Source organism: Rhodococcus sp. SORGH_AS_0303 (assembly GCF_030819335.1).
Taxonomy (GTDB): domain Bacteria; phylum Actinomycetota; class Actinomycetes; order Mycobacteriales; family Mycobacteriaceae; genus Rhodococcoides.
On the sequence record NZ_JAUTBO010000001.1, the window covers coordinates 1,978,289 to 2,000,103 of the forward strand.

A 21,815-nucleotide genomic window follows, 5' to 3' on the forward strand; every position below is an offset into this window, starting at 1 on the left:
TCATCCGGCCGACCCCTGACCGCTCGGGTCGACACTGCTCGAACCGCCACCGAGGAGCCGTTCGACCACGTCACGGTGCAGGTCGGGCGGTGTGTGGGGGAGGCCGAGCAGCGCGGCGAGATAGATGCCGTCGCCCACCAGCCGCACGATCTCGGCCTGCACCGGATCGGTCACCTCGCGCTGCAGCGCGCGGTCCCACATGCCCATGACGTCGATGACGGCCTGCTGCACCTCGCCGGGTCTGCCGTCGATGCTGCGCAGCGCGGCGAGAGTGGAGCGGTAGAGCGCCACCTCCTCGGCGGACGAGGCGTCCGGTGGCTGGAGATACCACTGCGCCAGCGAGGTGCCGGCGGCCTCCGCCTCGACGCGTTGGACGTCGGATCGTTCACCGAGGCGACGCACCAGCGCGGCCATCATCGCGTCCTTGCTGGGGAAGTGGTACAGCAGACCGCCTTTCGAGACGCCGGCCCGAGAGGCCACCGCCTCGAGGGTGGCCTTGTCCGTGCCGTCGTCGAGGAGCAGCGTCTCGAGGGCGTCCAGGATGCGGTCGCGTGTGTCGGCTGCCATGACACGCACTGTACCGGCCGGACGGTTGTTGCTACGCTGTCGGTGTCCGTCGACTGTACCGTCCGGACGGTAAACGAAAGAGGTGCCTCGTGTCCGTGTCCCCGGCAGCGTCCGTGCAGCCGAATCCCGACGATCTCGTACCGGCCGGCGCCACCCGCCGCGACTGGCTCGGTCTGGTGGTGCTGGCCGGTGCCGTGATGCTCATCGCCGTCGACGGCACCGTCCTCGACATCGCGCTGCCGTTCCTCAGCGCGGATCTCCGCCCGAGCAGCACCGAGCTGCTGTGGATCATCGACGTCTACTCGTTCGTCCTCGCCGGCCTGCTGGTCACCATGGGCACCGTCGGCGACCGCATCGGACGACGGCGGTTGCTCCTGATCGGCGCGGTCGGTTTCGGGCTGTCCTCGGTGCTCGCCGCCTTCGCGGTCGACCCCGCGATGATGATCGCGGCCCGTGTGCTGCAGGGCATCTCGGGTGCCACGTTGATGCCCGCCACCCTGGGCCTGATCCGCACGATGTTCCAGGTGCGCCGTGAACGCACGCTCGCGATCGGTGTCTGGGGTGCCATGGCCGGCGGCGGCGCGGCGGCGGGTCCTCTGGTGGGCGGGTGGCTTCTCGAGCACTTCTGGTGGGGCTCGGTCTTCCTGATCAACGTGCCGATCATGATCGCGCTGGTCGTCGTGGGTCCGTTCACCATCCCGGAGTCCAAGGATCCGGAACCGGGCCGATTCGACGTACCCAGCGCCGCGCTGTCGATCCTGGCCATCGTTCCCGTCGTCTACGCGATCAAGGAGACCGCGGCTCACGGGCCGCACCCGTCGATGATTCCGGTCGCGCTGGTCGGTCTGGCCGCGGGCACCGTCTTCGTCCGCCGGCAGGGCCGACTCGCCGCTCCGATGATCGACCTGACGCTGTTCGCGCAGCGTCGCTTCGCGACGGCCGTCGCGACGAACCTGCTGTCCGTCTTCGCGCTCGCGGGAGTGCTGTTCTTCGGCTCGCAGTACCTGCAGTCGGTTCTCGGCACGTCCCCGCTGGAGGCCGGTCTGATCATGCTGCCGGGAACGGCGACGAGCATCGTCGCGTCGCTCGCCGCCGCACATCTCGTACGCCGCTGGGAGGCGGGCACCGTTCTCGCCGTGGGACTCGGGGTCTCCGCGGCGGGGGCACTGCTCCTGACACGTCTCGGTCAGACCGACGGCATCCCCGTGTTCATGGCGTCGTTCGTCCTGGTCGGTGTCGGCGCGGGCCTCGCGCTGACGCTGACGTCGGATCTGGTGGTCGCCTCGGTTCCCGCGCCGCGCGCCGGCGCAGCGTCCGCAATCTCCGAGACGGCGTACGAACTCGGGATCGCCCTCGGCGTCGCGTTGCTCGGTTCGGTGGTGATGGCCGTGTTCCGTGGCGGTATCGACACGTCGGCGCTCGACCCGGACACCGCGTCGGGTGCCCGCGAGACCATCGGCGAGGCGGTCTCGCTCGCGCGGACGCTACCGGCGGAACTCGGTGACGCTCTGACCAGTTCGGCCGGCGCCGCCTTCGTCGACGGGATGCACGTCGCGGCGGTGGCCACCGCGATCGTGCTCGCCGCCAACGCTCTCCTCGTGGCTCTGGCTCTGCGTGGCTCGGACGCCGGCGACGCGCGGGCCGAGCCGGAAAGTCACTCCAGCAATACTCACTCCAGCACGACGAAGGAGTGACCCGGAACGGTCGTCGCCGACGCGGTCGCGTTCGGCGTCGGCTCGTCCCACCACAGCAGCGGTGAGCCGCCCACCGGCACTGTCACCGGCGAGTCGGTGAGGTTGCACGCGATGCTCAGACCACGGCCCGCGGTGGGGTGCGCCCGGTGGATCACGATCCATCGGGCGTCCTCGTCGTAGTCGACGTGCACGCCGGTCAACCACGGGTTCGTGATCTCGGTGCGCTGGGCGCGCAACGCCAGAAGTGCTCGGTAGCAGTCGAGTACGCGGGCGTGATCACCCTCGGTGACCTCGTCCCAGTTCAGCTTCGAGTTCTCGAACGTCGCGGGATCCTGCGGGTCGGGGATGTCCTCGCTGTCCCACCCGTGGGACGCGAACTCGGCCTTGCGGCCCTTCGCGGTGGCCTCACCCAGCTCGGGTTCGGGATGGGAGGTGAAGAACTGGAACGGGGTGGAGGCGTCGAACTCCTCACCCATGAAGAGCATCGGGGTGAAGGGGGACAACAGGATCAGCGCCGCCTTGACCGCCAGCTGCCCCGGCGTGAGTGAGAAGCCGGGACGATCGCCGATTGCGCGGTTGCCCACCTGATCGTGCGTCGTGGTGTACGCGACGAGCGAGCTCGCCGGGAGCACCCGTCGGTCCAGGGGTCGACCGTGCACGCGGCCACGGAAGGTCGAATACGTCCCGGCGTGGAAGAAGCCCTGCGTGATGGTGGTCGCGAGGCACTGCATCGAGCCGAAGTCACCGAAGTAGCCCTGACGTTCGCCGGACACCGCTGCGTGCACGGCATGGTGGACGTCGTCGTTCCACTGGGCAGTGAGGCCGTACCCGCCGCCCGCCCGGGGAGTGATGAGCGTCGGGTCGTTGAGGTCACTCTCCGCGACCAGGCTCAGGGGTCGACCGACGTGCGCCGACAGAGCCTCGGTCTCCACGGCGAGCTGCTCGAGGATGTGGGTGGCCGTGGTGTCGGCCAGGGCGTGCACCGCATCGAGACGGAGCGCGTCCACGTGGAACTGCTCGAACCACCGCAGTGCGTTGTCGATGATGTAGCGACGCACCGTGTCCGACTCCGCGCCGGCCACGTTGACCGTCTGTCCCCAGGAGTTCGCACCCTCGGACATGTACGGGCCGAACTTCTCGAGGTAGTTGCCCGACGGACCCAGGTGGTTGTAGACCACGTCGAGCGTGACGGCCAGCCCCCGGGCGTGGCAGGCGTCGACGAACCGCTGGAAACCCTCCGGACCGCCGTAGCCCTCGTGGACGGTGTACCAGAGGACGCCGTCGTAGCCCCAGTTGTGTGTCCCGTTGAAACCGTTGACGGGCATGACCTCCACGAAGGTCACGCCGAGGTCGACGAGGTGATCGAGTCGGTCGATCGCCGCGTCGAACGTCCCCTCCGCGGTGAAGGTGCCGATGTGCAGTTCGTACAGCACGCCGCCCGCCAGCGGGCGACCCGTCCACGCGTCGTCGGTCCACGCGAAGGTGTCCGCGGAGTACAGCGCCGACGCCTCGTGCACGCCGTCCGGCTGCCGCGGCGAGCGCGGATCCGGGATCACCGCATCGTCGTCGTCCAGCACGAAGCCGTACCGGGCACCGTCGGCGGCGGGCACCTCGGCGCTCCACCACCCGTCCTTCTCGGTCATCGGGTGCAGGTCGCCGTCGAGGTGCAGTCGGACCCGCTCGGGTGTGGGTGCCCAGACCGCGAACGTCCGGGGTCCAGTGGTGCGGGAAGCGGCGCGAACCGGAGTGCTCATGGACGCATCCTTACCCAGTAGCCGGGCCACCGACACCGGACCGGCGGGGGAGTTGCACCACACCCGGGTCGTCGGGTTCTGTCGCGGTGGTCGCGGTGAGTGCATGCTGGTGGTGTGGACGACGACATGCACGCCCGGTCCGACGACATCTACGAGCTCCCGATGTTCCCGCTCGGCTCGGTGGTACTTCCGGGGGACGACGTGCCGTTGCACGTGTTCGAGCCCCGCTACCGCGCGATGGTGCAGCACTGCCTGGACACCGAGTCGCACTTCGGGGTGGCGCTCATCGAGCGAGGCCACGAGGTCGGCGGCGGGGACGTGCGCGGCGTGGCCGCAGTGTCGACCCGGATCGACCGCGCCCTCCCCACACCGGACGGGCGCTTCGTGCTCGAGTGCCGCGGAGTCGACCGGATCCGCGTGCTGGAGTGGCTGCCGGACGATCCGTACCCGCGGGCGCGTGTCACCGCCTGGCCCGATCTCCCGGCGGGCGACGAGTCGCTGGACGAGGTGTACGACCTCGTGCAGGAGCGCACCGACCGGTTGTTCGAGATCCTGACCGGCATCGCACGCTCGCGCGATCTGCCCACACCCGAGGCGCCGCGTGTCGACGCGGACGGAACGCGCTCCGTCGCCGAGGTCTGGGAATTCGCGTCGTCTCTGCCGCTCGGCTCGTCCGATCGCGCGAAGGTGCTCGCGGCGGAGACGGTCGGACGACGACTCCACGTCCTCGCGACCGCCCTCGAAGACGTCATCGCGATCGCCGAGTTCTCCGCGCTGCCCGATCTCTGACCGTCCGACGACGCGGTCGGGGTCTCGATCCGACAGTCGTGGTCCGCGGTCGTTGCTCGCCCACTAGGGTTCTCGGGGCGGGGGTACGCAATCGACACAGGAGGACCCGAGTGGCTCACGAGCGAGCGGGACAACGGGCACAGGCATCGGATCTGGTCGATCTGTCGCATCTGGTGACGGCCTACTACAGCGTGAAGCCGGACGTCGAGAATCCCGATCAGCAGGTGGTCTTCGGTACCTCCGGACATCGTGGATCGTCCCTGGACGGCGCCTTCAACGAAGACCACATCGTGGCCACGACACAGGCCATCGTGGAGTACCGGTCCGCGCAGGGCACCACGGGACCGCTCTTCCTCGGTCGCGACACCCACGCGCTCTCCGAGCCCGCGTGGGTCACCGCCGTGGAAGTTCTCGCGGCCAACGACGTTGCGGTGCTGGTGGATTCGGCAGACCGCTACACGCCCACCCCGGCGGTGAGCCACGCGATCCTGCGTCACAACGCCTCGGGTCCGTCGGCGCTCGCGGACGGCATCGTCGTCACGCCGTCCCACAACCCGCCGCGCGACGGCGGTTTCAAGTACAACCCGCCGAACGGTGGACCCGCCGACAGCGACGCCACCTCCGTGATCGCGGCGCGCGCCAACGAGATCCTGCGCTCCGGTGTGTCGTCCGTGAAGCGCGTGTCTCTGGCGTCGGCACTGGCCGGGTCCGTGCAGAAGTACGACTTCCTCACCAGGTACGTGGACGATCTCCCGTCCGTCGTCGACATCGATGCCATCCGGTCCGCGGGTGTGCGCATCGGCGCCGATCCGCTGGGCGGTGCGAGCGTCGACTACTGGGCGGCGATCGCCGAGCGACACCGCCTCGATCTGACCGTGGTCAACCCGCTCGTCGACGCGACATGGCGGTTCATGACCCTGGACACCGACGGCAAGATCCGGATGGACTGCTCGTCGCCCAACGCGATGGCGTCGTTGATCGGCGCCCGGCACGACTACGACGTGTCGACGGGCAACGACGCCGATGCGGACCGGCACGGCATCGTCACCCCCGACGGCGGACTGATGAACCCGAACCACTACCTCGCGGTGGCGATCGACTACTTGTTCTCGCACCGGCCGGGATGGCCCGCCGAGGCGGCGGTCGGCAAGACCCTCGTCAGTTCCTCGATGATCGACCGCGTCGTGGCCTCGCTCGGTCGCACCCTGCTCGAGGTGCCCGTGGGGTTCAAGTGGTTCGTGCCCGGTCTCGTCTCCGGTGAGATCGGGTTCGGCGGCGAGGAGAGCGCCGGCGCCTCGTTCCTGCGGACGGACGGATCCGTCTGGACCACCGACAAGGACGGCATCATCCTGGCCCTGCTCGCCTCCGAGATCACCGCGGTGACCGGGAAGACACCGTCGACCCGCTACCGGGAGCTCACCGAGCAGTTCGGTGACCCGTCCTACGCACGCACCGATGCGCCCGCGACGCGCGAGCAGAAGGCCGTGTTGGCGAAGCTGTCGGCGGAGCAGGTCACCGCGACCACCCTGGCGGGGGAGGACATCACCGCCACGCTCACCTCGGCTCCCGGCAACGGGGCGGCTCTGGGCGGACTCAAGGTCACCACGGACAGCGCCTGGTTCGCCGCTCGGCCGTCGGGTACGGAGGACGTCTACAAGATCTACGCCGAGTCCTTCCGCGGTGCGGATCACCTCGCCGAGGTGCAGAGCGCCGCACGCGATCTCGTGTCGTCCGTCCTGACCGGGGAGTGAGCGCCGCAGCAGGGGCCGGTGCCGGGACGCGGGGGACCGCCCCCGATCCCACCCGCGACATCTGGATCCTCGTCTCGGCCGCGTTCGTCATCGCACTCGGCTTCGGCATCGTCGCGCCCGCGCTCCCGGGGTTCGCGCTCGCCTTCGGGGTCGACGAGTTCGCGGTCACCGTCATCATCAGTGCCTTCGCGGCGACACGGCTGATCTTCGCGCCCGCCAGCGGATCGCTCGTGCAGCGCATCGGCGAGCGCCGGGTCTACCTCACCGGTCTCGTCGTCGTCGCGGTGTCGACCGGGTTGTGCGCACTGGCCCAGACGTACTGGCAACTCCTCCTCTTCCGGTCGCTCGGCGGTATCGGGTCCACCATGTTCACCGTGTCCGCGCTGGGACTGCTCATCCGGATCGCCCCGCCCGATCGCCGCGGGCGCGTCTCCGGCATGTACGCGTCGAGCTTCCTGGCCGGCACAGTCCTGGGCCCGTTCGTGGGCGGCATCGTGCTCGGTGTCGGAGGTCTGCGGGCGCCGTTCGTCTTCTACGCCGTGACGCTGGTCGCGGCCGCCGCCGTCGTCGCGGTGGGCCTACGAACACCCGCCGCGACCACGGAGGCCGATCGGGACGCGGCGGTCGTGCTGCGGTTCGCCGACGCCCTGCGCTCCCCGACGTACCGGTCGGCCCTGCTGTCCAACTTCGCCAACGGATGGGCGGTGTTCGGCGTGCGCACGGCCATCGTGCCGCTGTTCGTCGTCGCCGCGCTCGGACGCAGCGATTCCATGGCCGCCGTGGCCCTCGCGGTGTTCGCGGTGGGCAACGCGGTGGTGTTGGTGCCGGCGGGGCGATGGTCCGATCGGTACGGGCGCAAGCCGTTCCTCGTCGCCGGGCTCCTGCTGTGCGGCGCATCGACCGCGACCATGGGCATCTCGGGATCGACGGAGGTGTTCCTCGTGATCACCTTCGTCGCCGGGCTCGGGTCCGGGCTGATCACGCCGACCCAGCAGGCGGCGGTGGCCGACATGATCGGCTCGCGCGCCCGCGGAGGCCCCGTCCTCGCCGCATTCCAGATGGCCATGGACGTGGGCTCGGTCATCGGGCCGCTGGTCGCCGGTGTACTCGTGACGGAACTCTCCTACGCGGCCGCGTTCGGGACCTCGGGCGCCATCCTGCTGATCGCCGCGGTCGGTTGGATGGTGGTACCCGACACGCGGTCCGGGCGGGTGTCGCTGACCGGGAAGCCCAGCGCGGTGACGATCGATCCGGACGGCGACTCAGGCGGTGCCGACACCGATGAGGGATCCGACGGCGTAGGTCGCCGCGACGGCGAGTGAGCCGAACAGTAGTTGGCGGAGCGCTCCGACGACGGTCGACCGCGAGGTGAAGTGCGCGGCGAGCGCGCCCGCGATCATGAGGCCCACGGCGCCGCACGCGAGCCCGAGGGCGAGGACGTCCGATCCCAGCAGGAACGGTATGAGCGGAATGATCGCGCCGATCGAGAACAGGACGAAGGACGAGCCGGCCGCCACCCACGGTGACGGCTTCTCGGTGGGGTCGACACCCAACTCCCGCGAGATGTGCAGATCCACGGCACGATCGGCGTCCGTGTGGATCTCGCGCGCGGCGACCGTGGCCGTCTCGGTCGACATGCCCATGTCGGTGAGCATGCCCACCAACTCCGCCTGTTCGGCCTCCGGGTACTTCGTGAACGCGGCGCGCTCGGTGGTCACCTCGGCATCGATCTGCTCGTTCTGGGTGGACACGGACGTGAACTCGCCGAGTGCCATCGAGAACGCTCCCGCGACGAGGCCGGCGATGCCGCTGAGGACCAGCGTGTGCGTCGAGACGCCCGCACCGCCGACTCCCGCGATGAGCGAGGTGTTGGTCACCAGTCCGTCCATGGCCCCGAACGTGGCGGCCCGGAGCCAGCCTCCCGAGACGTCGGCGTGTGTGTGATCGATGTCGTGGGGCAGGCCGGGCCCTCCCTCGACGGGCACGGCGGACGCCTGCGGATCACGGGGCTCGATGTGGGTCACGGGGCGAATGTACGCGCGCCGGAACGTCTCTACCAGCAAGCATTGGCATACCTGACATCCAGTTCTCAGCACACTGTCAGTCGCGCGTGACACAGTATTCGCGTGAATGCCTCGAAATCGTCGTCATCGAAATCGTCGAGCAAGTACACGCCACAGAAGTCGTCGAGCACGTCGACCTATGTTCTGGGCGGTCTCGCTCTCCTGGTCATCGCGGCCGTCGTCATCGGCGGAGTGTTGTGGCAGAACTCCCGCAGCCAGCCGCGCGCCGACGGATACGGGTCCGTGCAGAATGCGGCGGTCACCTCCTCGGTCGACGACGACGGCGTGGTGCGGCTGGGTCTCCCGGAGGCGACACGCACGGTCGACATCTACGAGGACGCGATGTGCCCGTACTGCGCCGAGTTGGAGAACACCTACGGCCAGGAACTCGCGCAGAAGATCGACGAGGGCACCATCGCGGTGCGCTATCACATGCTCGACTTCCTGAATCAGTTGTCGCCCAGCGGTGACTACAGCACCCGTGCGGCCGCCGCATCGCAGTGCGTCGCCGCCACGGGCGACGGGCCCGCCTACTCAGCATTCCACTCGGCCCTGTTCTCGCCGGACTTCCAGCCGGAGGAGAAGGGCAGCGCGGACCACACCGCCGACGAGCTCGCCGCCCGCGCCACGGAGGCGGGAGCCTCCGACGAGGCGGCACAGTGCATCACCGACGGAACGCGAGTGGCGGACGCCGCCACCGACGCTGCGACGGGAAGCGCGGCGCTCGCAGCTGCCGGCGCGCGAGGCACTCCCACCGTCATCGTGGACGGCGCGATCGTCGACACCACCACCAACTCCGCCTGGGTGTCCGATCTCGGCTGACGCTGATTTGGACCTCGTCGAACCGATGGTGTAACTTCGGTCGAGCGTTCTTCGAGCGGTGCGAAACACTCTTTCTCACGGTCAGAAGAGCACGGGGCTATGGCGCAGCTGGTAGCGCACCACACTGGCAGTGTGGGGGTCAGGGGTTCGAGTCCCCTTAGCTCCACCGAGTAACAGCTCCACCGAGTAACAGCTCCACCGAAGTTGGCAGACACGCGAAAGGCCCCGTACCGGTCAGGTACGGGGCCTTTCGCGTGTGATGTGGTGTCAGTGCGCTGCGTCGTACGCGCTCTGCACCTCGGAGGGAATGCGCCCGCGGCTCGACACCGTGAATCCCGCGTCCACGGCCCATTCGCGCACGGCCCTGGTCTGTTCGGGACTGCGTCGTCCCATCGGCTTCGTGCTGCGTCGTCCGCTGTGCGTTCCGGCCGACACCTTCGCCGCGTGCTCGATGTAATAACCCAGAACACGTCGGAACTCGGCGGCATTGTCGGGCCCGAGGTCGATCTCGTAGTGCGTGCCGTCGACCGCGAACGTGATGTGTTCGCCGTCGTCCTCGAGAGGTGTTCTGTCGATGTCGTCGACCAGCTGAACAACGACCTTCTTCGCCATGTCTTCTGCTTTCGTCGCTGAGCTCGGTTAATCACGCTTTGCCGAGACCATACCGTGTGAACCGCCCTTCCAATTCGGTCGGGGGCGCCGCGATACACGTCATTTTCTCGGGGCGCGGAGCCATTGTGCACGGATATCGCGATTCACGCTGTCCGGACTCGCGAACGGTCACGACGGGGTCACGGACGGCTACCGATCATCACACGTTCAACCAATTCGCCGTGCCATTCTTGGAAATCGCGAGAACATCGTGTCGGCGCACGTGCGCCGAGGTGGGAAGTGGGGCGTATGCGATCGTCGGTTGCACGACACTGTGGTGTCTCGATCCTCGCGGTCGCACTGGTCTTCGTGGCCGTCCCGCCGGGGGCCGCTGCGATCCCGGTGACACCGGACGCACCGCTCGCGGGCACCGTGATCTTCCTCGATCCCGGACACCAGGGAACGGGCCACGGGGAGAACCTCGCAGCGCAGGTGGACGACGGCCGGGGCGGTACGAAGGACTGCCAGACGAGCGGGATGACGGCGCTCGGCGGAACGCCGGAACACACCATCGTCTGGGACGTGTCGCAACTGGTGGCCTCGCGCCTCGAGAGTCTGGGTGCCGAGATCGTGCTGAGCCGGCCGGACGACACGGGATGGGGTGGGTGCATCACCGACTGTGCGCGGGCGGCGAGTGCATCGGGCGCCGCGGTGGCGGTGAGTGTTCACGCCGACTCCACCTCACTCCGGTCCGACGACGCGCATCACGGATTCCACGTCATCGTCCCGGCGCTGCCGGTGCCGTCCGCCGACGTCGACGAGGTGCAGTCCGGTGAGGGACGGCGTGCATCCACCGCCATGCGGGACGCGTACGAGCGAGCCGGATTCACACCGGCGAACTATGCGGGGGTGGACGGGCTGCAGGTGCGATCCGACGTGGCCGCCCCCGCTCTCACGACCGTCCCCGTCGTCTTCCTCGAGATGGGCAACGGGTCGAACCCGTCGGATGCCGCCGAGCTCGAGAGTGCCGAGGGTCGCGCGTCCCATGCGGCGGCGATCGCGACCGGGATCGTCGATTTCGTGGCGGGAAGGCCGGAGGCCGGTCGGTAGGGACGAACAGGTGGGGCCGGAGCCGGCTGACGTACCCTGACGCGGTGTCTCGCAGCGCTGTTCCGGTCGTTCTCGTCGCCGGGTACCTCGGATCCGGTAAGACGACGTTGCTCAACCATCTCCTCCGCCGCAATCACGGCATTCGAATCGGTGTGGTGGTCAACGACTTCGGCGCCGTGGACATCGACTCGATGCTGGTCGCCGGGCAGGTCGACTCGATGATCACCCTGGGCAACGGCTGTCTGTGTTGCGCCGTCGACACCGAGGATCTCGACGAGATGTTCGGAGCCCTCACCGCGACCAGTGCCGCCGTCGACGCGATCGTCGTCGAGGCCAGCGGTGTGGCGGAGCCACGTGCTCTCATCAGGATGGTCGTCGCGAGCACCGACTCGCGGATCCGGTACGGCGGCATGGTGATGGTCGTGGAGGCGCTGCACGTACTCGAGTCGACGGCCCGGCACCAGCACCTCGCTCAGCATCTCGGACTCGCCGACCTGGTGGTGGTGAACAAAGCGGATGCGGTGGGACCCGGACGCATCGACGAGGTGCTCACGCTGGTGCGCGACGCGGCTCCCCCTGCCCCGACGGTGGTGACGTCGCACGGAGCCGTGGACGTGTCGCTCCTTCTCGATCCGCCGGAGCGCCCCGACGACGGGCCCCGGCAACTCGCGCTCGACGATCTGTTGCGGGAGCAGGACGATCCTCACGACCACCTGCACGCGAGTTACGAGACGTTCAGCGTCGAGACCAGCGACTGCCTCGATCCGCGGGCGTTCTTCGAGTTCCTCGAGAACCCGCCGCCGGGGCTGTACAGATCCAAGGGATTCGTTCGATTCGGCCGTGGCGCGGCGCGATTCGTCGTCCAGACGGTCGGCGTCCACATCGACGTCGAGACCGCCTCGTCCCGTGGAGACACCGCGCTGGTCTTCATCGGCTCGGGACTCGACGTCGCGGCGGCGCGTGCCCGGATCGAGGCGATGATCCGCACCGAGAGTGCGACCGACGCAGAATCACTCGTGGTGCACAGGTTCCTGCGCACCAGCGACCGCTAGAGCCCCACCCACTCGCTGGTGCCGCCGGGGAACTGCTGGCGCTTCCAGATCGGCACCTCGGTCTTGATGCGATCGACCAACGCCTGCAACGCTGCGAATGCTTCGGCGCGATGGGGAGACGCGACCGCGGCGACGAGAGCGGTGTCACCGATCGTCAGGTCGCCGACGCGATGCACGGCCGCCGTCGGCAGGCCGGACGACGCGGCCGCGTCCTCGCAGCAGCGACGCAGGAACTTCTCGGCGTCGGGGTGGGCTCGGTATTCGAGTGCCGACACCGACTCGCCGTGGTCGTGGTCGCGGACGACTCCCCAGAACACCAGCACGGCACCGTGTTCGGGACCCGAGACGGCGTCGGAGACCTCCGCCGGATCGATCGGATCGCTCGAGATCCGGGCGAGAACCGTTGTCATTCGTGAGCACCGCCTCCGCGTACCTGGGCGACGAGATGGTCCACGATCGGATCCAGCACCGTCAGTCCGTCCTTCACTCCGCCGGGTGATCCGGGCAGGTTCACGATCACTGTCTTCCCAGCGACGCCCACCAACCCGCGGCTGATCGAGGCGTGCACGGTGGCTGCCAGTCCCGTACGTCGGATCTCCTCCGCGACGCCGGGTAGTTCGCGGTCGAGCAGTGGCCGGGTGGCGTCGGGTGTGGCGTCGGTGGGGGAGACGCCCGTGCCGCCGGTGCTGATGATCAGGGCGGGTCCGCCGGTGAGGGCGTCTCGTAAGCCCGCGGCCACGTCGGCGTCTGCCACCACGAGAGGCCCCCGAACGTCGAAACCGCGGTCACCGAGCCACGACACGATGCGCGGTCCCGTGGTGTCCTCGCGCGTCCCGGCTGCGCCGCCGGTGGACGCGACGACGACGACCGCAGTTCGATCACCGAGAGGCGTTGCTGTGGAGGAGGTGTCGGGCTGGTGGTCGTCGCGCGTCCACACGCCGCGCTTGCCACCCTCCTTGCGGATCAGACGCACCGACTCGATCGACGCTGCCGGATCCACGGCCTTGACCATGTCGTGCAGCGTGAGCCCGGCGATGGACACCGCCGTCAGTGCTTCCATCTCGACGCCCGTCCGCCCGGTCGTGACGGCTGTGGCCTCTATCGTGATCGTGTCGTCGGTGAAGCCGAAGGACACCGCGACCGAGGACAGCGGAAGCGGATGGCACAGCGGAATGAGATCGGACGTCCGCTTCGCTCCGGCGATGCCGGCGATGCGCGCGGTCGACAGGACATCGGCCTTCGGCATGCCGTCGGCACGCACCAGGGCGATCACGTCCCGAGTCGTCCGCAGGGACCCGGCGGCGACCGCGGTGCGCGTGGTCTCGCTCTTCCCGCTGACGTCGACCATGCGGGCCCGGCCGTCGGAGTCCAGGTGCGAGAGCCCTGTGGAGGAACTCCCGGATGAGTGCGCAGCGAATGAATCGTTCACAGCGGCCACACTCGCACATTGTTGCCCGCGGGCACCTCGACGGTGTCCGCGGGGACGTCGACCAAAACATCGGCGGCGGCCATCGACACCACCAGGTGCGACCCCGGTCCGGACGACACCACGACGCCGGTCTCCGTGAGTCGGCCCCGCAGGAACTGACGCCGTCCGGGCAGGGATCGGACTGCCTCGTCGGCGATGCGCTCGGTGACGGTCGGGTCGGGGAGGCCCGAGAGCCTCCGGATCGCCGGACGGGCGAAGACGAGGTAGGACACCAGGGTGCTCACGGGATTGCCGGGGAAGCTGATCACCGGGGTGCCGTCGAGGTCGGTCCACCCCTGTGGCCCACCGGGCTGCATCGCGACGTGGGTGAAGGTTCCCCCGCGGGGGCCGAGCACGTCCCGGACCACCTCGAAGTCTCCCATCGACACACCCCCGGAGGTGATGATCACGTCCGCGTTCTCGGCGGCCTCGGACAGCATCGCGGAGAACTCGGCGGCGGTGTCGGTACTGCGGCCGCGGAACGTCACCACGGCCCCGTCCGCGGTCACCGAGGTCGCGAGCGTGAGACCGTTCGAGTCGTACAGCTGACCGGGTCCGAGTGCACTGCCCGCCTCGACGAGTTCGGCGCCGGTCGCGATGACCGCGACCCGCAGCCGGGGGCGGACGGTGACGTCGGATCGGCCGACGGCCGTGAGAGCGCCGAGGTGACGGGGGCCGAGCGTCGTGCCGGCTGTGACGACGACCGACCCCGCCGCGATGTCGCTGCCCTGCTCCCGCACGTACTCACCCGAGCGCCGTGAGCCGAGGACGCGGACACCGTCCCCGTCCATCTCGGTGTCCTCGACGGGGATCACCGCGTCGGCGCCCTCGGGTACCGGAGCGCCGGTCATGATCTTGCGTGCCGTGCCCGACCGATGCCGTTCGTCCCCGGCGTCGCCGGCGGCGAGAACACCGGTGACCGGCAGTGTGACCGGTACGCGGGCAACCGATTCCGCGTCGACCGCGTATCCGTCCATCTGGGAGTTCCGGAAGTTGGGGACGTCGATGAGGGCCTCGATGTCCGCGTGCGTCACGCGGCCGAGCGCATCGGTGAGCGGAACCGTCTCCGGGGGGCGAGCGGACCACGCGCGGGTGATCATCTCGTCGATCCGAACGGCGTGATCCTCGACCGAGCGTGCAGACGTCGTGTGCGCATGGCCCATGCGGTCATCCTAGAGCGGGAATGAGGACGGTCGGGTTCCCGTTGCCCGGAACGGGCATACTGACGTGAACGGCGAGTGGAGGTGATCGAATGACGACGGTGAGCATGGGAATTCCCAGCCTGCCCGGTGTCGTGCGCGCGCCGTCCGCCCTACCGCGTCCGCAGGACATGATGGTCGGCCGTCCGGACGTTCCGCACCTGCTGGACAGTTTCGGTCGCATCGCGCGGGACCTGCGCATCTCGGTCACCGAGAAGTGCTCGCTGCGATGCACCTACTGCATGCCGGCCGAGGGGCTGCCGAACCTGGAGTTCGAACAACTGCTCACCGCGCAGGAGATCGCCCGCCTCGTCGGCGTCGCCGATCGACTCCTCGGGGTGCGCGAGGTCCGCTTCACCGGCGGCGAGCCGTTGGTCCGCAAGGACATCGTGGACATCATCGCCCTGACCTCTCAGCACGCACCCGGTGTCGAACTGTCGATGACCACCAACGGTATCGGCCTCGAACGCCGAGCGGAGCGTCTTCGCGAGGCGGGTCTGACCCGGGTCAACGTCTCTCTCGACACGATCGACCGCGAGCACTTCGCATCGTTGACCCGGCGGGACCGGTTGCCCACGGTGCTCGCCGGTATCGACGGTGCCCTGGCGGCCGGTCTGACGCCGGTCAAGATCAACGCCGTTCTCATGCGCGAGACTCTGCACGGCGCTCAGGACCTGGTGCAGTGGTGCCTGGACCGAGGTGTCGATCTGCGGTTCATCGAGCAGATGCCGCTCGACGCCGACCGGGAGTGGGCCCGTTCGACGATGGTGTCGGCGGCGGAACTGCTCGATCTGCTCGGGGAGCGGTTCACGCTCACCGAGATCGGGCGCACCGATCCGTCCGCGCCCGCCGAGGAGTGGACCGTGAACGGTGGCCCCGCCACGGTGGGCATCATCGCCTCGGTGACCCGGTCCTTCTGCGCCGACTGCGACCGGACCCGGTTGACGGCGGAGGGGACCGTGCGGTCCTGCCTGTTCAGCGACTCCGAGACCGATCTGCGGGTGGCGTTGCGCGGGGGTGCGACCGACGAGGAGATCGCGGACCTCTGGCGTGGAGCGATGTGGAACAAGTGGGCCGGCCACGGGATGGAACGTGAGGACTTCGTGCCGCCGGAACGCTCGATGGGTGCCATCGGTGGTTGAGTCCGTGACTGTGGACGTGCGGTACTTCGCGGGGGCCGCGGACGCTGCGGGCACCACCCGGGAGTCGTACGACCTGAGGGTCGGCGCGACCGTGGCGGACGTGAAGTCGGCGCTGCGTGGACGCCACGGGCAGAAATTGAATCGTGTGCTGGACGTGGCGGTGTTCCTCATCGGCGACGAGATGGTCCGCGACGAGGCCTACCCCGTCGGTTCCCGGATCGACGTCCTCCCGCCCTTCGCCGGCGGCTAGAGATGGCGTTCGTCAAACGGCGTGAGGACGCGCATCCCGACTTCTTCGCCGCCGAAGCTGCAGGTCTGCGGTGGCTCGCCGACGGGGGAGCGCCGACGGTCGACGTCCTCGAGGTCGCGGCCGACCACATCGTTCTCGAACGCCTCGACTCCGTCCGGCCGACGCCGGACGCTGCTCGCCGCTTCGGCGCACTGCTCGCCCGCACCCACGACAGCGGTGCCCCCCGGTTCGGCTCGCCGCCTGCAGGTTTCGACGGAACGCTGTTCATCGGATCGCGCACCATGTCGTCGGTGGAGCACGACCGCTGGGGTGAGTTCTACGCGCAGGAACGGGTGCTGCCGTATCTCCGCGTCGCGGTCGACGCCGGCACGGTCACGCGGGACGAGGCCGACCTCGTGGAGCGTGCCTGCTCCGTCGTCGCGGACGGGTCGTTCGACTCGACCGACCCTCCGGCGCGTCTGCACGGCGACCTGTGGACCGGCAACGTGCTCTGGACGCGCGGCGGCGTGACGGTCATCGACCCCGCGGCGCACGGCGGACACCGCGAGACGGACCTCGCGATGCTGTCTCTCTTCGGCTGTCCGCACCTCGAGCACCTTCTCGACGGCTATCAGGAGCAGCACGCGCTCGCTCCGGGTGCCGAGGAACGGGTGCCTCTGCATCAGCTGCATCCCCTCGCCGTGCACGCGGCGGGTCACGGCCGGAGCTACGGCGTGGCACTGGCCGACGCCGCGACGCGAACCCTCGCGCTGGCCTGAGATCAGGCGGAGGCGATGCGGCGGGCGAGATCCTCCCAGCCGCCGGCGAGGCGCTCGGTGGTCATTCCGGCGTCGCGTTGCAGGTGCAGCACCAGAGTGGCCTCGAGCGGGGCGAGCAGCGCGTAGGCCAGCAACGTGACATCGCCCGACACGCCGATCTGCCGCAGCAGTGTGCTCACGTGGGTCAGGCCGACGGCGTGGGCGGGCGCGGAGAAGCGCGAGACGGGCGAGTTCTCGGCTGCCCGCAGCACCTCACCCTGCACGGCGACCAGGTCGAGGCGGGCACGGCCGAACGCGACGAGTCGATCGAGCGGTGGTGCGCCGGGGCCCAGCGGGGGAGGACCGAAGAGGAAGGCCTGTTGGAGTTCGGTCTCGGTGTGGTCCAGAAGAGCGAACATCAGACCCGCACGACTGCCGAACCGACGGAACACGGTGCCCTTGCCCACACCTGCGCGGGCTGCCACGGCGTCCATGGTGACGGAGTCCGCTCCGCGCTCGTCGACCAGCCCGATCGCGGCGTCGAGGAGCAGACGGCGGTTGCGCGCGGCGTCGCAGCGCTCGCTGTCGTCGGCCGCCATCGGCAGAGGGGCATGTGTCACACCGTCAGGATAGCGCGTCACGGAAGAAAGTGGACTACGGTCCGGTTGTAGATCACGGACACACTTCGTCGAAAGGACCCACCCATGAGCCGCGTCATCGCACTCGTCGGCAGCCTCCGCGCCGCCTCCATCACCCGTCGTCTCGCCGAGACCGCCGCGTCCGTCGCACCCGAGGGCGTCGAGGTCGTCATTCACGAGGGCCTCGGAGGCCTTCCGTTCTACAACGAGGACATCGACACCCCCGAGTCGGTCGCCTCGCTCGACACCGTGACCGCTCTGCGCGCGGCCGTCCAGGACGCCGACGCCGTGTTGCTGCTCACGCCCGAGTACAACGGCACCATCCCCGCAGTACTCAAGAACGCCATCGACTGGCTCTCCCGCCCCTACGGCAGCGGCGCCATCTCCACCAAGCCGACCGCCGTCATCAGTTCCTCGCCGAGCTCGAACGGCGCCCGGTGGGCCAAGGAGGACACGGAGAAGGCGGCGCGGATCGCCGGCGCGAGCGTGCTCGACGACGTCGATCTCGCCATCGGTGGCGTGGTGGCCGCGATCGACGGGGGCCATCCCCGTGACAACTCACAGATCGCCGCGGACATCGCCGAGGTAGTCACGGCGCTCACCCGCGCGGAGCTCGTCGACGCCTGAGGCTCGAGGCCCCGTCCGCAGCGCGGTCTCGCGACGCGCCCGAGGGGTCGCGACACGCCGGAGTTTTCCGGGTCCGACCAGGTAATTCCACCAGTGTCATTACAAAGTGTGGTGTTGCCTTGCACTGTCGGACACTAGGTGTAGTGTCTTGAACACCGAGAGGCCACAACGGCTCGAGGCCCGCATCACCCCCTTTTCGGAGGGGTGGATGCGGGTCCGGCCCGGTCTCTCGGACACGTTGTCAGTGGTGTGCACGGCAGAGTCGGCGGGTCTCGCTTTCTCCAGTGCGATCCCACAGCAGCAGTGCAGGACAGCTCTCGGGCGAACAGCGAGCGCATCCGGACACAGGATGCGGAGAAGAGGATTCATGAGCGCCACCACCGTCACCGTCTACACCAAGCCCGCCTGCGTGCAGTGCAAGGCCACGTACCGCGCTCTCGACAAAGAGGGCATCGAGTACGACGTCATCGACATCTCGCAGGATCCCGAGGCACGTGACTACGTCATGGCGCTCGGCTACCTGCAGGCACCTGTCGTCGTCGCAGGCGAGGACCACTGGTCCGGCTTCCGTCCCGACCGCATCAAGACCCTCGTCACCGCCGCTGCCTGAAGCGCGTCCGCCGCGCCTTCCGACGAGGAGGCCGGCTCGGGTGAGTTCCCGACTCACCGCTGACGGCCGACCCACCCGGTCCGCGCCGTCGCGAATGTCGAAGAAGTGCGCAGAGTCGGCGGAGGATGGAGCATCGTGTCCGAATCGCTGGTCTACTTCTCGAGCGTCTCGGAGAACACCCACCGGTTCGTGGAGAAGCTCGAGATCCCCGCGACGCGCATCCCCGTTCGCTATCCCCGCGACGACGTGGAGATCGACCGTCCGTACGTCCTGATCCTCCCGACCTACGGCGGCGGCACCACCGCGCTGGGGCGCGACACGAGTTACGTCCCCAAGCCCGTCATCCGGTTCCTCAACGACGAGCACAACCGGTCCCTCATTCGCGCCGTCATCGCCGCGGGCAACACCAACTTCGGCGATTCGTACTGTTTCGCCGGGGACGTGGTCTCGGCAAAATGTCAGGTCCCGTTCCTCTATCGCTTCGAAGTCATGGGTACCCCGGAGGACGTGGAGCGGGTCCGCACCGGACTCGCCGAGTTCTGGGACCGGCTCGACGCGACCTGCACCATCTGATCGTCCGCACCAGTACCGCCCATCATCGATCTCAGGAGTACGCACATGGCACCGACCATCACCGACTCGTCTCCCGCCGTGTCGCGCCGTGACGACTCGGAGCTCGACTATCACGCTCTGAACGCGATGCTCAACCTGTACGGGCCGAACGGCGAGATCCAGTTCGAGAAGGACCGGGACGCCGCGCGGGCGTACTTCCTGCAGCACGTCAACCAGAACACGGTCTTCTTCCACAACCTCGACGAGAAGCTCGACTACCTGGTGGAGGAGAACTACTACGAGGCAGAGGTTCTCGACCAGTACTCGCGATCCTTCGTCAAGGGTCTGATCGAGCACGCCTACTCCAAGAAGTTCCGGTTCCCCACCTTCCTGGGTGCGTTCAAGTACTACACGTCCTACACACTCAAGACGTTCGACGGGAAGCGCTACCTGGAGCGCTTCGAGGATCGGGTGTGCATGGTCGCGCTGACGCTTGCCGCCGGCAACGAGACTCTCGCGACCGACCTGGTCGACGAGATCATCGCCGGCCGCTTCCAGCCGGCAACTCCCACGTTCCTCAACTCGGGCAAGAAACAGCGCGGCGAGCCCGTCTCCTGCTTCCTCCTGCGCATCGAGGACAACATGGAGTCCATCGGTCGCTCCATCAACTCGGCACTGCAGCTGTCCAAGCGTGGTGGCGGAGTCGCGTTGCTGCTCAGCAACATTCGTGAATCCGGTGCGCCGATCAAGCGCATCGAGAACCAGTCGTCGGGCGTCATCCCCATCATGAAGCTGCTCGAGGACTCGTTCTCGTACGCGAACCAGCTCGGAGCGCGGCAGGGCGCCGGCGCGGTGTACCTGCACGCGCACCACCCGGACATCTACAAGTTCCTCGACACCAAGCGCGAGAACGCCGACGAGAAGATCCGCATCAAGACGCTGTCCCTCGGCATCGTCATCCCGGACATCACGTTCGAGCTGGCGAAGAAGAACGAGGACATGTACCTCTTCTCGCCGTACGACGTCGAGCGCATCTACGGCAAGCCCTTCGCCGACGTGAACGTCAGCGAGACATACCACGAGATGGTCGACGACGCACGCATCCGTAAGACGAAGATCAAGGCGCGCGAGTTCTTTCAGACCCTCGCCGAGCTGCAGTTCGAGTCGGGCTACCCGTACATCATGTTCGAGGACACGGTGAACCGGGCAAATCCCATCGAGGGCAAGATCACGCACTCGAACCTGTGCTCCGAGATCCTGCAGGTCTCGACGCCGTCCACGTTCAACGAGGATCTCTCGTACAGCCATGTGGGCAAGGACATCTCGTGCAACCTGGGTTCGCTGAACATCGCGAAGACCATGGACTCGCCCGACTTCGCGCAGACCATCGAGGTCGCCATCCGCGGCTTGACGGCCGTGTCGGACCAGACCCACATCTACTCGGTGCCGTCCATCGAGCAGGGCAACAACACCTCGCACGCCATCGGCCTCGGCCAGATGAACCTGCACGGCTACCTCGCTCGTGAGCGCATCCACTACGGCAGCGAGGAGGGTGTCGATTTCACCGACATCTACTTCTACACCGTGCTGTTCCATGCGCTGCGGGCCTCGAACCGTCTGGCGAAGGAGCGCGGCAGCTACTTCGGAGGCTTCCCGCAGTCCAAGTACGCGTCGGGCGAGTTCTTCGACAAGTACACCGAGCGCGCCTGGGAGCCCAAGACAGCGCGTGTCCGAGAGTTGTTCTCCCAGTCGGGAATCAGCATCCCGACGCAGGACGACTGGGTCGAGTTGAAGGCATCGGTGCAGCAGCACGGCATCTACAACCAGAACTTGCAGGCCGTCCCGCCGACCGGCTCCATCTCGTACATCAACTACTCCACCAGTTCCATCCACCCGGTGGCGTCGAAGATCGAGATCCGCAAGGAAGGCAAGATCGGCCGCGTCTACTACCCGGCGCCGTACCTGACCAACGACAACCTGGAGTACTACCAGGACGCGTACGAAATCGGCTACGAGAAGATCATCGACACGTATGCGGCAGCGACGCAGCACGTCGACCAGGGCCTGTCCCTCACGCTGTTCTTCAAGGACACCGCGAGCACCCGCGACATCAACAAGGCGCAGATCTACGCGTGGCGCAAGGGAATCAAGACGCTGTACTACATCCGGCTGCGCCAGATGGCCCTTGAGGGGACCGAGGTGGAGGGTTGCGTCAGCTGCATGTTGTGACCTGACAAAGATGTGAGGGGCCGGGCACTGTCATGCCCGACCCCTCTAGCCCCAGCGAACTGAGACCACCCTCTAGGGATCTCAAGGTTACAGGAGCAGACTTCCGGCACGCCGTCGGGCCTCCTGCTGGGGCGCAACCTCCCCTGGAGGTGAGCCTTATGGCTCGATCG

General features: G+C 68.1%; 22 protein-coding genes and 1 tRNA gene. 15 read left to right on the plus strand and 8 right to left on the minus strand.

Annotated features, from left to right (window positions below):
- Complete coding sequence (locus QE449_RS09375) at window positions 1-567, minus strand: TetR/AcrR family transcriptional regulator (RefSeq protein ID WP_027505877.1); 567 nt, start codon at window positions 565-567, stop codon at window positions 1-3.
- Between the two features lie 89 nt (window positions 568-656).
- Between QE449_RS09375 and QE449_RS09380 the strand changes: the two genes are divergently transcribed.
- The gene (locus QE449_RS09380; protein ID WP_231476325.1) at window positions 657-2,261 is read left to right on the plus strand and encodes an MFS transporter; all 1,605 of its coding nucleotides are present in this window, start codon (window positions 657-659) and stop codon (window positions 2,259-2,261) included.
- Here QE449_RS09380 and treZ read toward each other — a convergent pair.
- Window positions 2,237-4,015, minus strand: a complete 1,779-nt coding sequence (gene treZ / locus QE449_RS09385; RefSeq protein ID WP_307108698.1) for a malto-oligosyltrehalose trehalohydrolase — start codon at window positions 4,013-4,015, stop codon at window positions 2,237-2,239. The two genes, QE449_RS09380 and treZ, sit on opposite strands and share 25 nt — an antisense overlap.
- Before the next feature lie 114 nt (window positions 4,016-4,129).
- Here treZ and QE449_RS09390 point away from each other — a divergent pair, with 114 nt between their 5' ends.
- The 3 genes from QE449_RS09390 (at window position 4,130) to QE449_RS09400 (ending at window position 7,877) form a co-directional block, all read left to right on the plus strand.
- Window positions 4,130-4,804, plus strand: coding sequence for an LON peptidase substrate-binding domain-containing protein (locus QE449_RS09390; protein WP_056445535.1), 675 nt, complete (start codon window positions 4,130-4,132; stop codon window positions 4,802-4,804).
- A gap of 110 nt (window positions 4,805-4,914) precedes the next feature.
- Window positions 4,915-6,555, plus strand: coding sequence for a phosphoglucomutase (alpha-D-glucose-1,6-bisphosphate-dependent) (gene pgm / locus QE449_RS09395; RefSeq protein WP_307108699.1), 1,641 nt, complete (start codon window positions 4,915-4,917; stop codon window positions 6,553-6,555).
- A complete protein-coding gene (locus tag QE449_RS09400; RefSeq protein WP_081821272.1) occupies window positions 6,552-7,877 on the plus strand; it encodes an MFS transporter in 1,326 nt (441 codons plus the stop codon). Before pgm ends, QE449_RS09400 begins: the two co-directional genes overlap by 4 nt.
- On the opposite strand, the gene QE449_RS09405 is transcribed toward QE449_RS09400, so the two are convergent.
- Window positions 7,818-8,570, minus strand: a complete 753-nt coding sequence (locus QE449_RS09405; protein WP_373428384.1) for a VIT1/CCC1 transporter family protein — start codon at window positions 8,568-8,570, stop codon at window positions 7,818-7,820. The two genes, QE449_RS09400 and QE449_RS09405, sit on opposite strands and share 60 nt — an antisense overlap.
- 111 nt (window positions 8,571-8,681) lie before the next feature.
- On the opposite strand from QE449_RS09405, the gene QE449_RS09410 reads away from it, so the two are divergent.
- Both QE449_RS09410 and QE449_RS09415 read left to right on the plus strand, forming a co-directional pair.
- Window positions 8,682-9,440, plus strand: coding sequence for a thioredoxin domain-containing protein (locus QE449_RS09410; RefSeq protein WP_027505882.1), 759 nt, complete (start codon window positions 8,682-8,684; stop codon window positions 9,438-9,440).
- 93 nt (window positions 9,441-9,533) lie between these two features.
- Window positions 9,534-9,606 (plus strand) — tRNA-Ala (locus QE449_RS09415).
- Window positions 9,607-9,707: 101 nt separating this feature from the next.
- Here the strand turns inward: QE449_RS09415 and QE449_RS09420 are convergent.
- Window positions 9,708-10,052 carry an Lsr2 family protein gene (locus tag QE449_RS09420; protein WP_027505883.1) on the minus strand — a complete coding sequence of 115 codons (345 nt, stop codon included), beginning with the start codon at window positions 10,050-10,052 and terminating at the stop codon, window positions 9,708-9,710.
- 288 nt (window positions 10,053-10,340) lie between these two features.
- Here QE449_RS09420 and QE449_RS09425 point away from each other — a divergent pair, with 288 nt between their 5' ends.
- Together QE449_RS09425 and QE449_RS09430 are read left to right on the plus strand one after the other, a co-directional pair.
- Window positions 10,341-11,141 carry an N-acetylmuramoyl-L-alanine amidase gene (locus QE449_RS09425; protein ID WP_373428280.1) on the plus strand — a complete coding sequence of 267 codons (801 nt, stop codon included), beginning with the start codon at window positions 10,341-10,343 and terminating at the stop codon, window positions 11,139-11,141.
- A 44-nt stretch (window positions 11,142-11,185) separates the two neighbouring features.
- Complete coding sequence (locus QE449_RS09430) at window positions 11,186-12,193, plus strand: GTP-binding protein (RefSeq protein WP_307108700.1); 1,008 nt, start codon at window positions 11,186-11,188, stop codon at window positions 12,191-12,193.
- Here the strand turns inward: QE449_RS09430 and QE449_RS09435 are convergent.
- From QE449_RS09435 to glp, 3 genes are read right to left on the minus strand one after another with little or no spacing between them, the layout of a single operon-like run.
- On the minus strand, window positions 12,190-12,603 hold the full coding sequence (locus QE449_RS09435) for a molybdenum cofactor biosynthesis protein MoaE (protein ID WP_204868029.1): 414 nt from the start codon (window positions 12,601-12,603) through the stop codon (window positions 12,190-12,192). The two genes, QE449_RS09430 and QE449_RS09435, sit on opposite strands and share 4 nt — an antisense overlap.
- Window positions 12,600-13,622, minus strand: a complete 1,023-nt coding sequence (gene moaCB, locus QE449_RS09440) for a bifunctional molybdenum cofactor biosynthesis protein MoaC/MoaB (RefSeq protein WP_307108701.1) — start codon at window positions 13,620-13,622, stop codon at window positions 12,600-12,602. The genes QE449_RS09435 and moaCB overlap by 4 nt, the downstream gene beginning before the upstream one ends.
- On the minus strand, window positions 13,619-14,824 hold the full coding sequence (gene glp, locus QE449_RS09445; RefSeq protein ID WP_307108702.1) for a gephyrin-like molybdotransferase Glp: 1,206 nt from the start codon (window positions 14,822-14,824) through the stop codon (window positions 13,619-13,621). Before glp ends, moaCB begins: the two co-directional genes overlap by 4 nt.
- 89 nt (window positions 14,825-14,913) lie before the next feature.
- Here glp and moaA point away from each other — a divergent pair, with 89 nt between their 5' ends.
- Genes moaA through QE449_RS09460 form a run of 3 tightly spaced genes read left to right on the plus strand, consistent with a single transcriptional unit; the run spans window position 14,914 to window position 17,010 of the window.
- Entirely contained in the window at window positions 14,914-16,002 is a 1,089-nt protein-coding gene (gene moaA, locus QE449_RS09450; RefSeq protein WP_307108703.1) for a GTP 3',8-cyclase MoaA, read from the plus strand.
- Window positions 16,003-16,006: 4 nt separating this feature from the next.
- Complete coding sequence (locus QE449_RS09455; RefSeq protein WP_307108704.1) at window positions 16,007-16,252, plus strand: MoaD/ThiS family protein; 246 nt, start codon at window positions 16,007-16,009, stop codon at window positions 16,250-16,252.
- Window positions 16,253-16,254: 2 nt separating this feature from the next.
- The gene (locus QE449_RS09460; RefSeq protein WP_307108705.1) at window positions 16,255-17,010 is read left to right on the plus strand and encodes a fructosamine kinase family protein; all 756 of its coding nucleotides are present in this window, start codon (window positions 16,255-16,257) and stop codon (window positions 17,008-17,010) included.
- A 2-nt stretch (window positions 17,011-17,012) separates the two neighbouring features.
- On the opposite strand, the gene QE449_RS09465 is transcribed toward QE449_RS09460, so the two are convergent.
- A complete protein-coding gene (locus QE449_RS09465; protein WP_222649253.1) occupies window positions 17,013-17,609 on the minus strand; it encodes a TetR/AcrR family transcriptional regulator in 597 nt (198 codons plus the stop codon).
- 84 nt (window positions 17,610-17,693) lie between these two features.
- On the opposite strand from QE449_RS09465, the gene QE449_RS09470 reads away from it, so the two are divergent.
- The 4 genes from QE449_RS09470 to nrdE all read left to right on the plus strand — a co-directional run bounded on the left by QE449_RS09470 (window position 17,694) and on the right by nrdE (window position 21,645).
- Window positions 17,694-18,254: an NAD(P)H-dependent oxidoreductase gene (locus QE449_RS09470; protein WP_027507049.1), complete on the plus strand. Its 561-nt coding sequence runs from the start codon at window positions 17,694-17,696 to the stop codon at window positions 18,252-18,254.
- A 367-nt stretch (window positions 18,255-18,621) separates the two neighbouring features.
- Window positions 18,622-18,864 (plus strand): redoxin NrdH, encoded by a 243-nt coding sequence (locus tag QE449_RS09475; protein ID WP_027507048.1) that lies wholly within the window; start codon window positions 18,622-18,624, stop codon window positions 18,862-18,864.
- 135 nt (window positions 18,865-18,999) lie between these two features.
- Window positions 19,000-19,437 (plus strand): class Ib ribonucleoside-diphosphate reductase assembly flavoprotein NrdI, encoded by a 438-nt coding sequence (gene nrdI, locus QE449_RS09480; RefSeq protein WP_037187075.1) that lies wholly within the window; start codon window positions 19,000-19,002, stop codon window positions 19,435-19,437.
- Between the two features lie 45 nt (window positions 19,438-19,482).
- Window positions 19,483-21,645 carry a class 1b ribonucleoside-diphosphate reductase subunit alpha gene (gene nrdE / locus QE449_RS09485; RefSeq protein WP_027507046.1) on the plus strand — a complete coding sequence of 721 codons (2,163 nt, stop codon included), beginning with the start codon at window positions 19,483-19,485 and terminating at the stop codon, window positions 21,643-21,645.
- Window positions 21,646-21,815 lie beyond the last annotated feature (170 nt).

Coding starts and splice junctions, on each gene's coding strand:
- QE449_RS09460 (WP_307108705.1), top strand. CDS start 16,255: ATGGCGTTCGTCAAACGGCGTGAGGACGCGCATCCCGACTTCTTCGCC.
- moaA (WP_307108703.1), top strand. CDS start 14,914: ATGACGACGGTGAGCATGGGAATTCCCAGCCTGCCCGGTGTCGTGCGC.
- QE449_RS09375 (WP_027505877.1), bottom strand. CDS start 567: ATGGCAGCCGACACACGCGACCGCATCCTGGACGCCCTCGAGACGCTG.
- QE449_RS09470 (WP_027507049.1), top strand. CDS start 17,694: ATGAGCCGCGTCATCGCACTCGTCGGCAGCCTCCGCGCCGCCTCCATC.
- glp (WP_307108702.1), bottom strand. CDS start 14,824: ATGGGCCATGCGCACACGACGTCTGCACGCTCGGTCGAGGATCACGCC.
- QE449_RS09475 (WP_027507048.1), top strand. CDS start 18,622: ATGAGCGCCACCACCGTCACCGTCTACACCAAGCCCGCCTGCGTGCAG.
- treZ (WP_307108698.1), bottom strand. CDS start 4,015: ATGAGCACTCCGGTTCGCGCCGCTTCCCGCACCACTGGACCCCGGACG.
- QE449_RS09435 (WP_204868029.1), bottom strand. CDS start 12,603: ATGACAACGGTTCTCGCCCGGATCTCGAGCGATCCGATCGATCCGGCG.
- QE449_RS09425 (WP_373428280.1), top strand. CDS start 10,341: ATGCGATCGTCGGTTGCACGACACTGTGGTGTCTCGATCCTCGCGGTC.
- nrdE (WP_027507046.1), top strand. CDS start 19,483: ATGGCACCGACCATCACCGACTCGTCTCCCGCCGTGTCGCGCCGTGAC.
- QE449_RS09420 (WP_027505883.1), bottom strand. CDS start 10,052: ATGGCGAAGAAGGTCGTTGTTCAGCTGGTCGACGACATCGACAGAACA.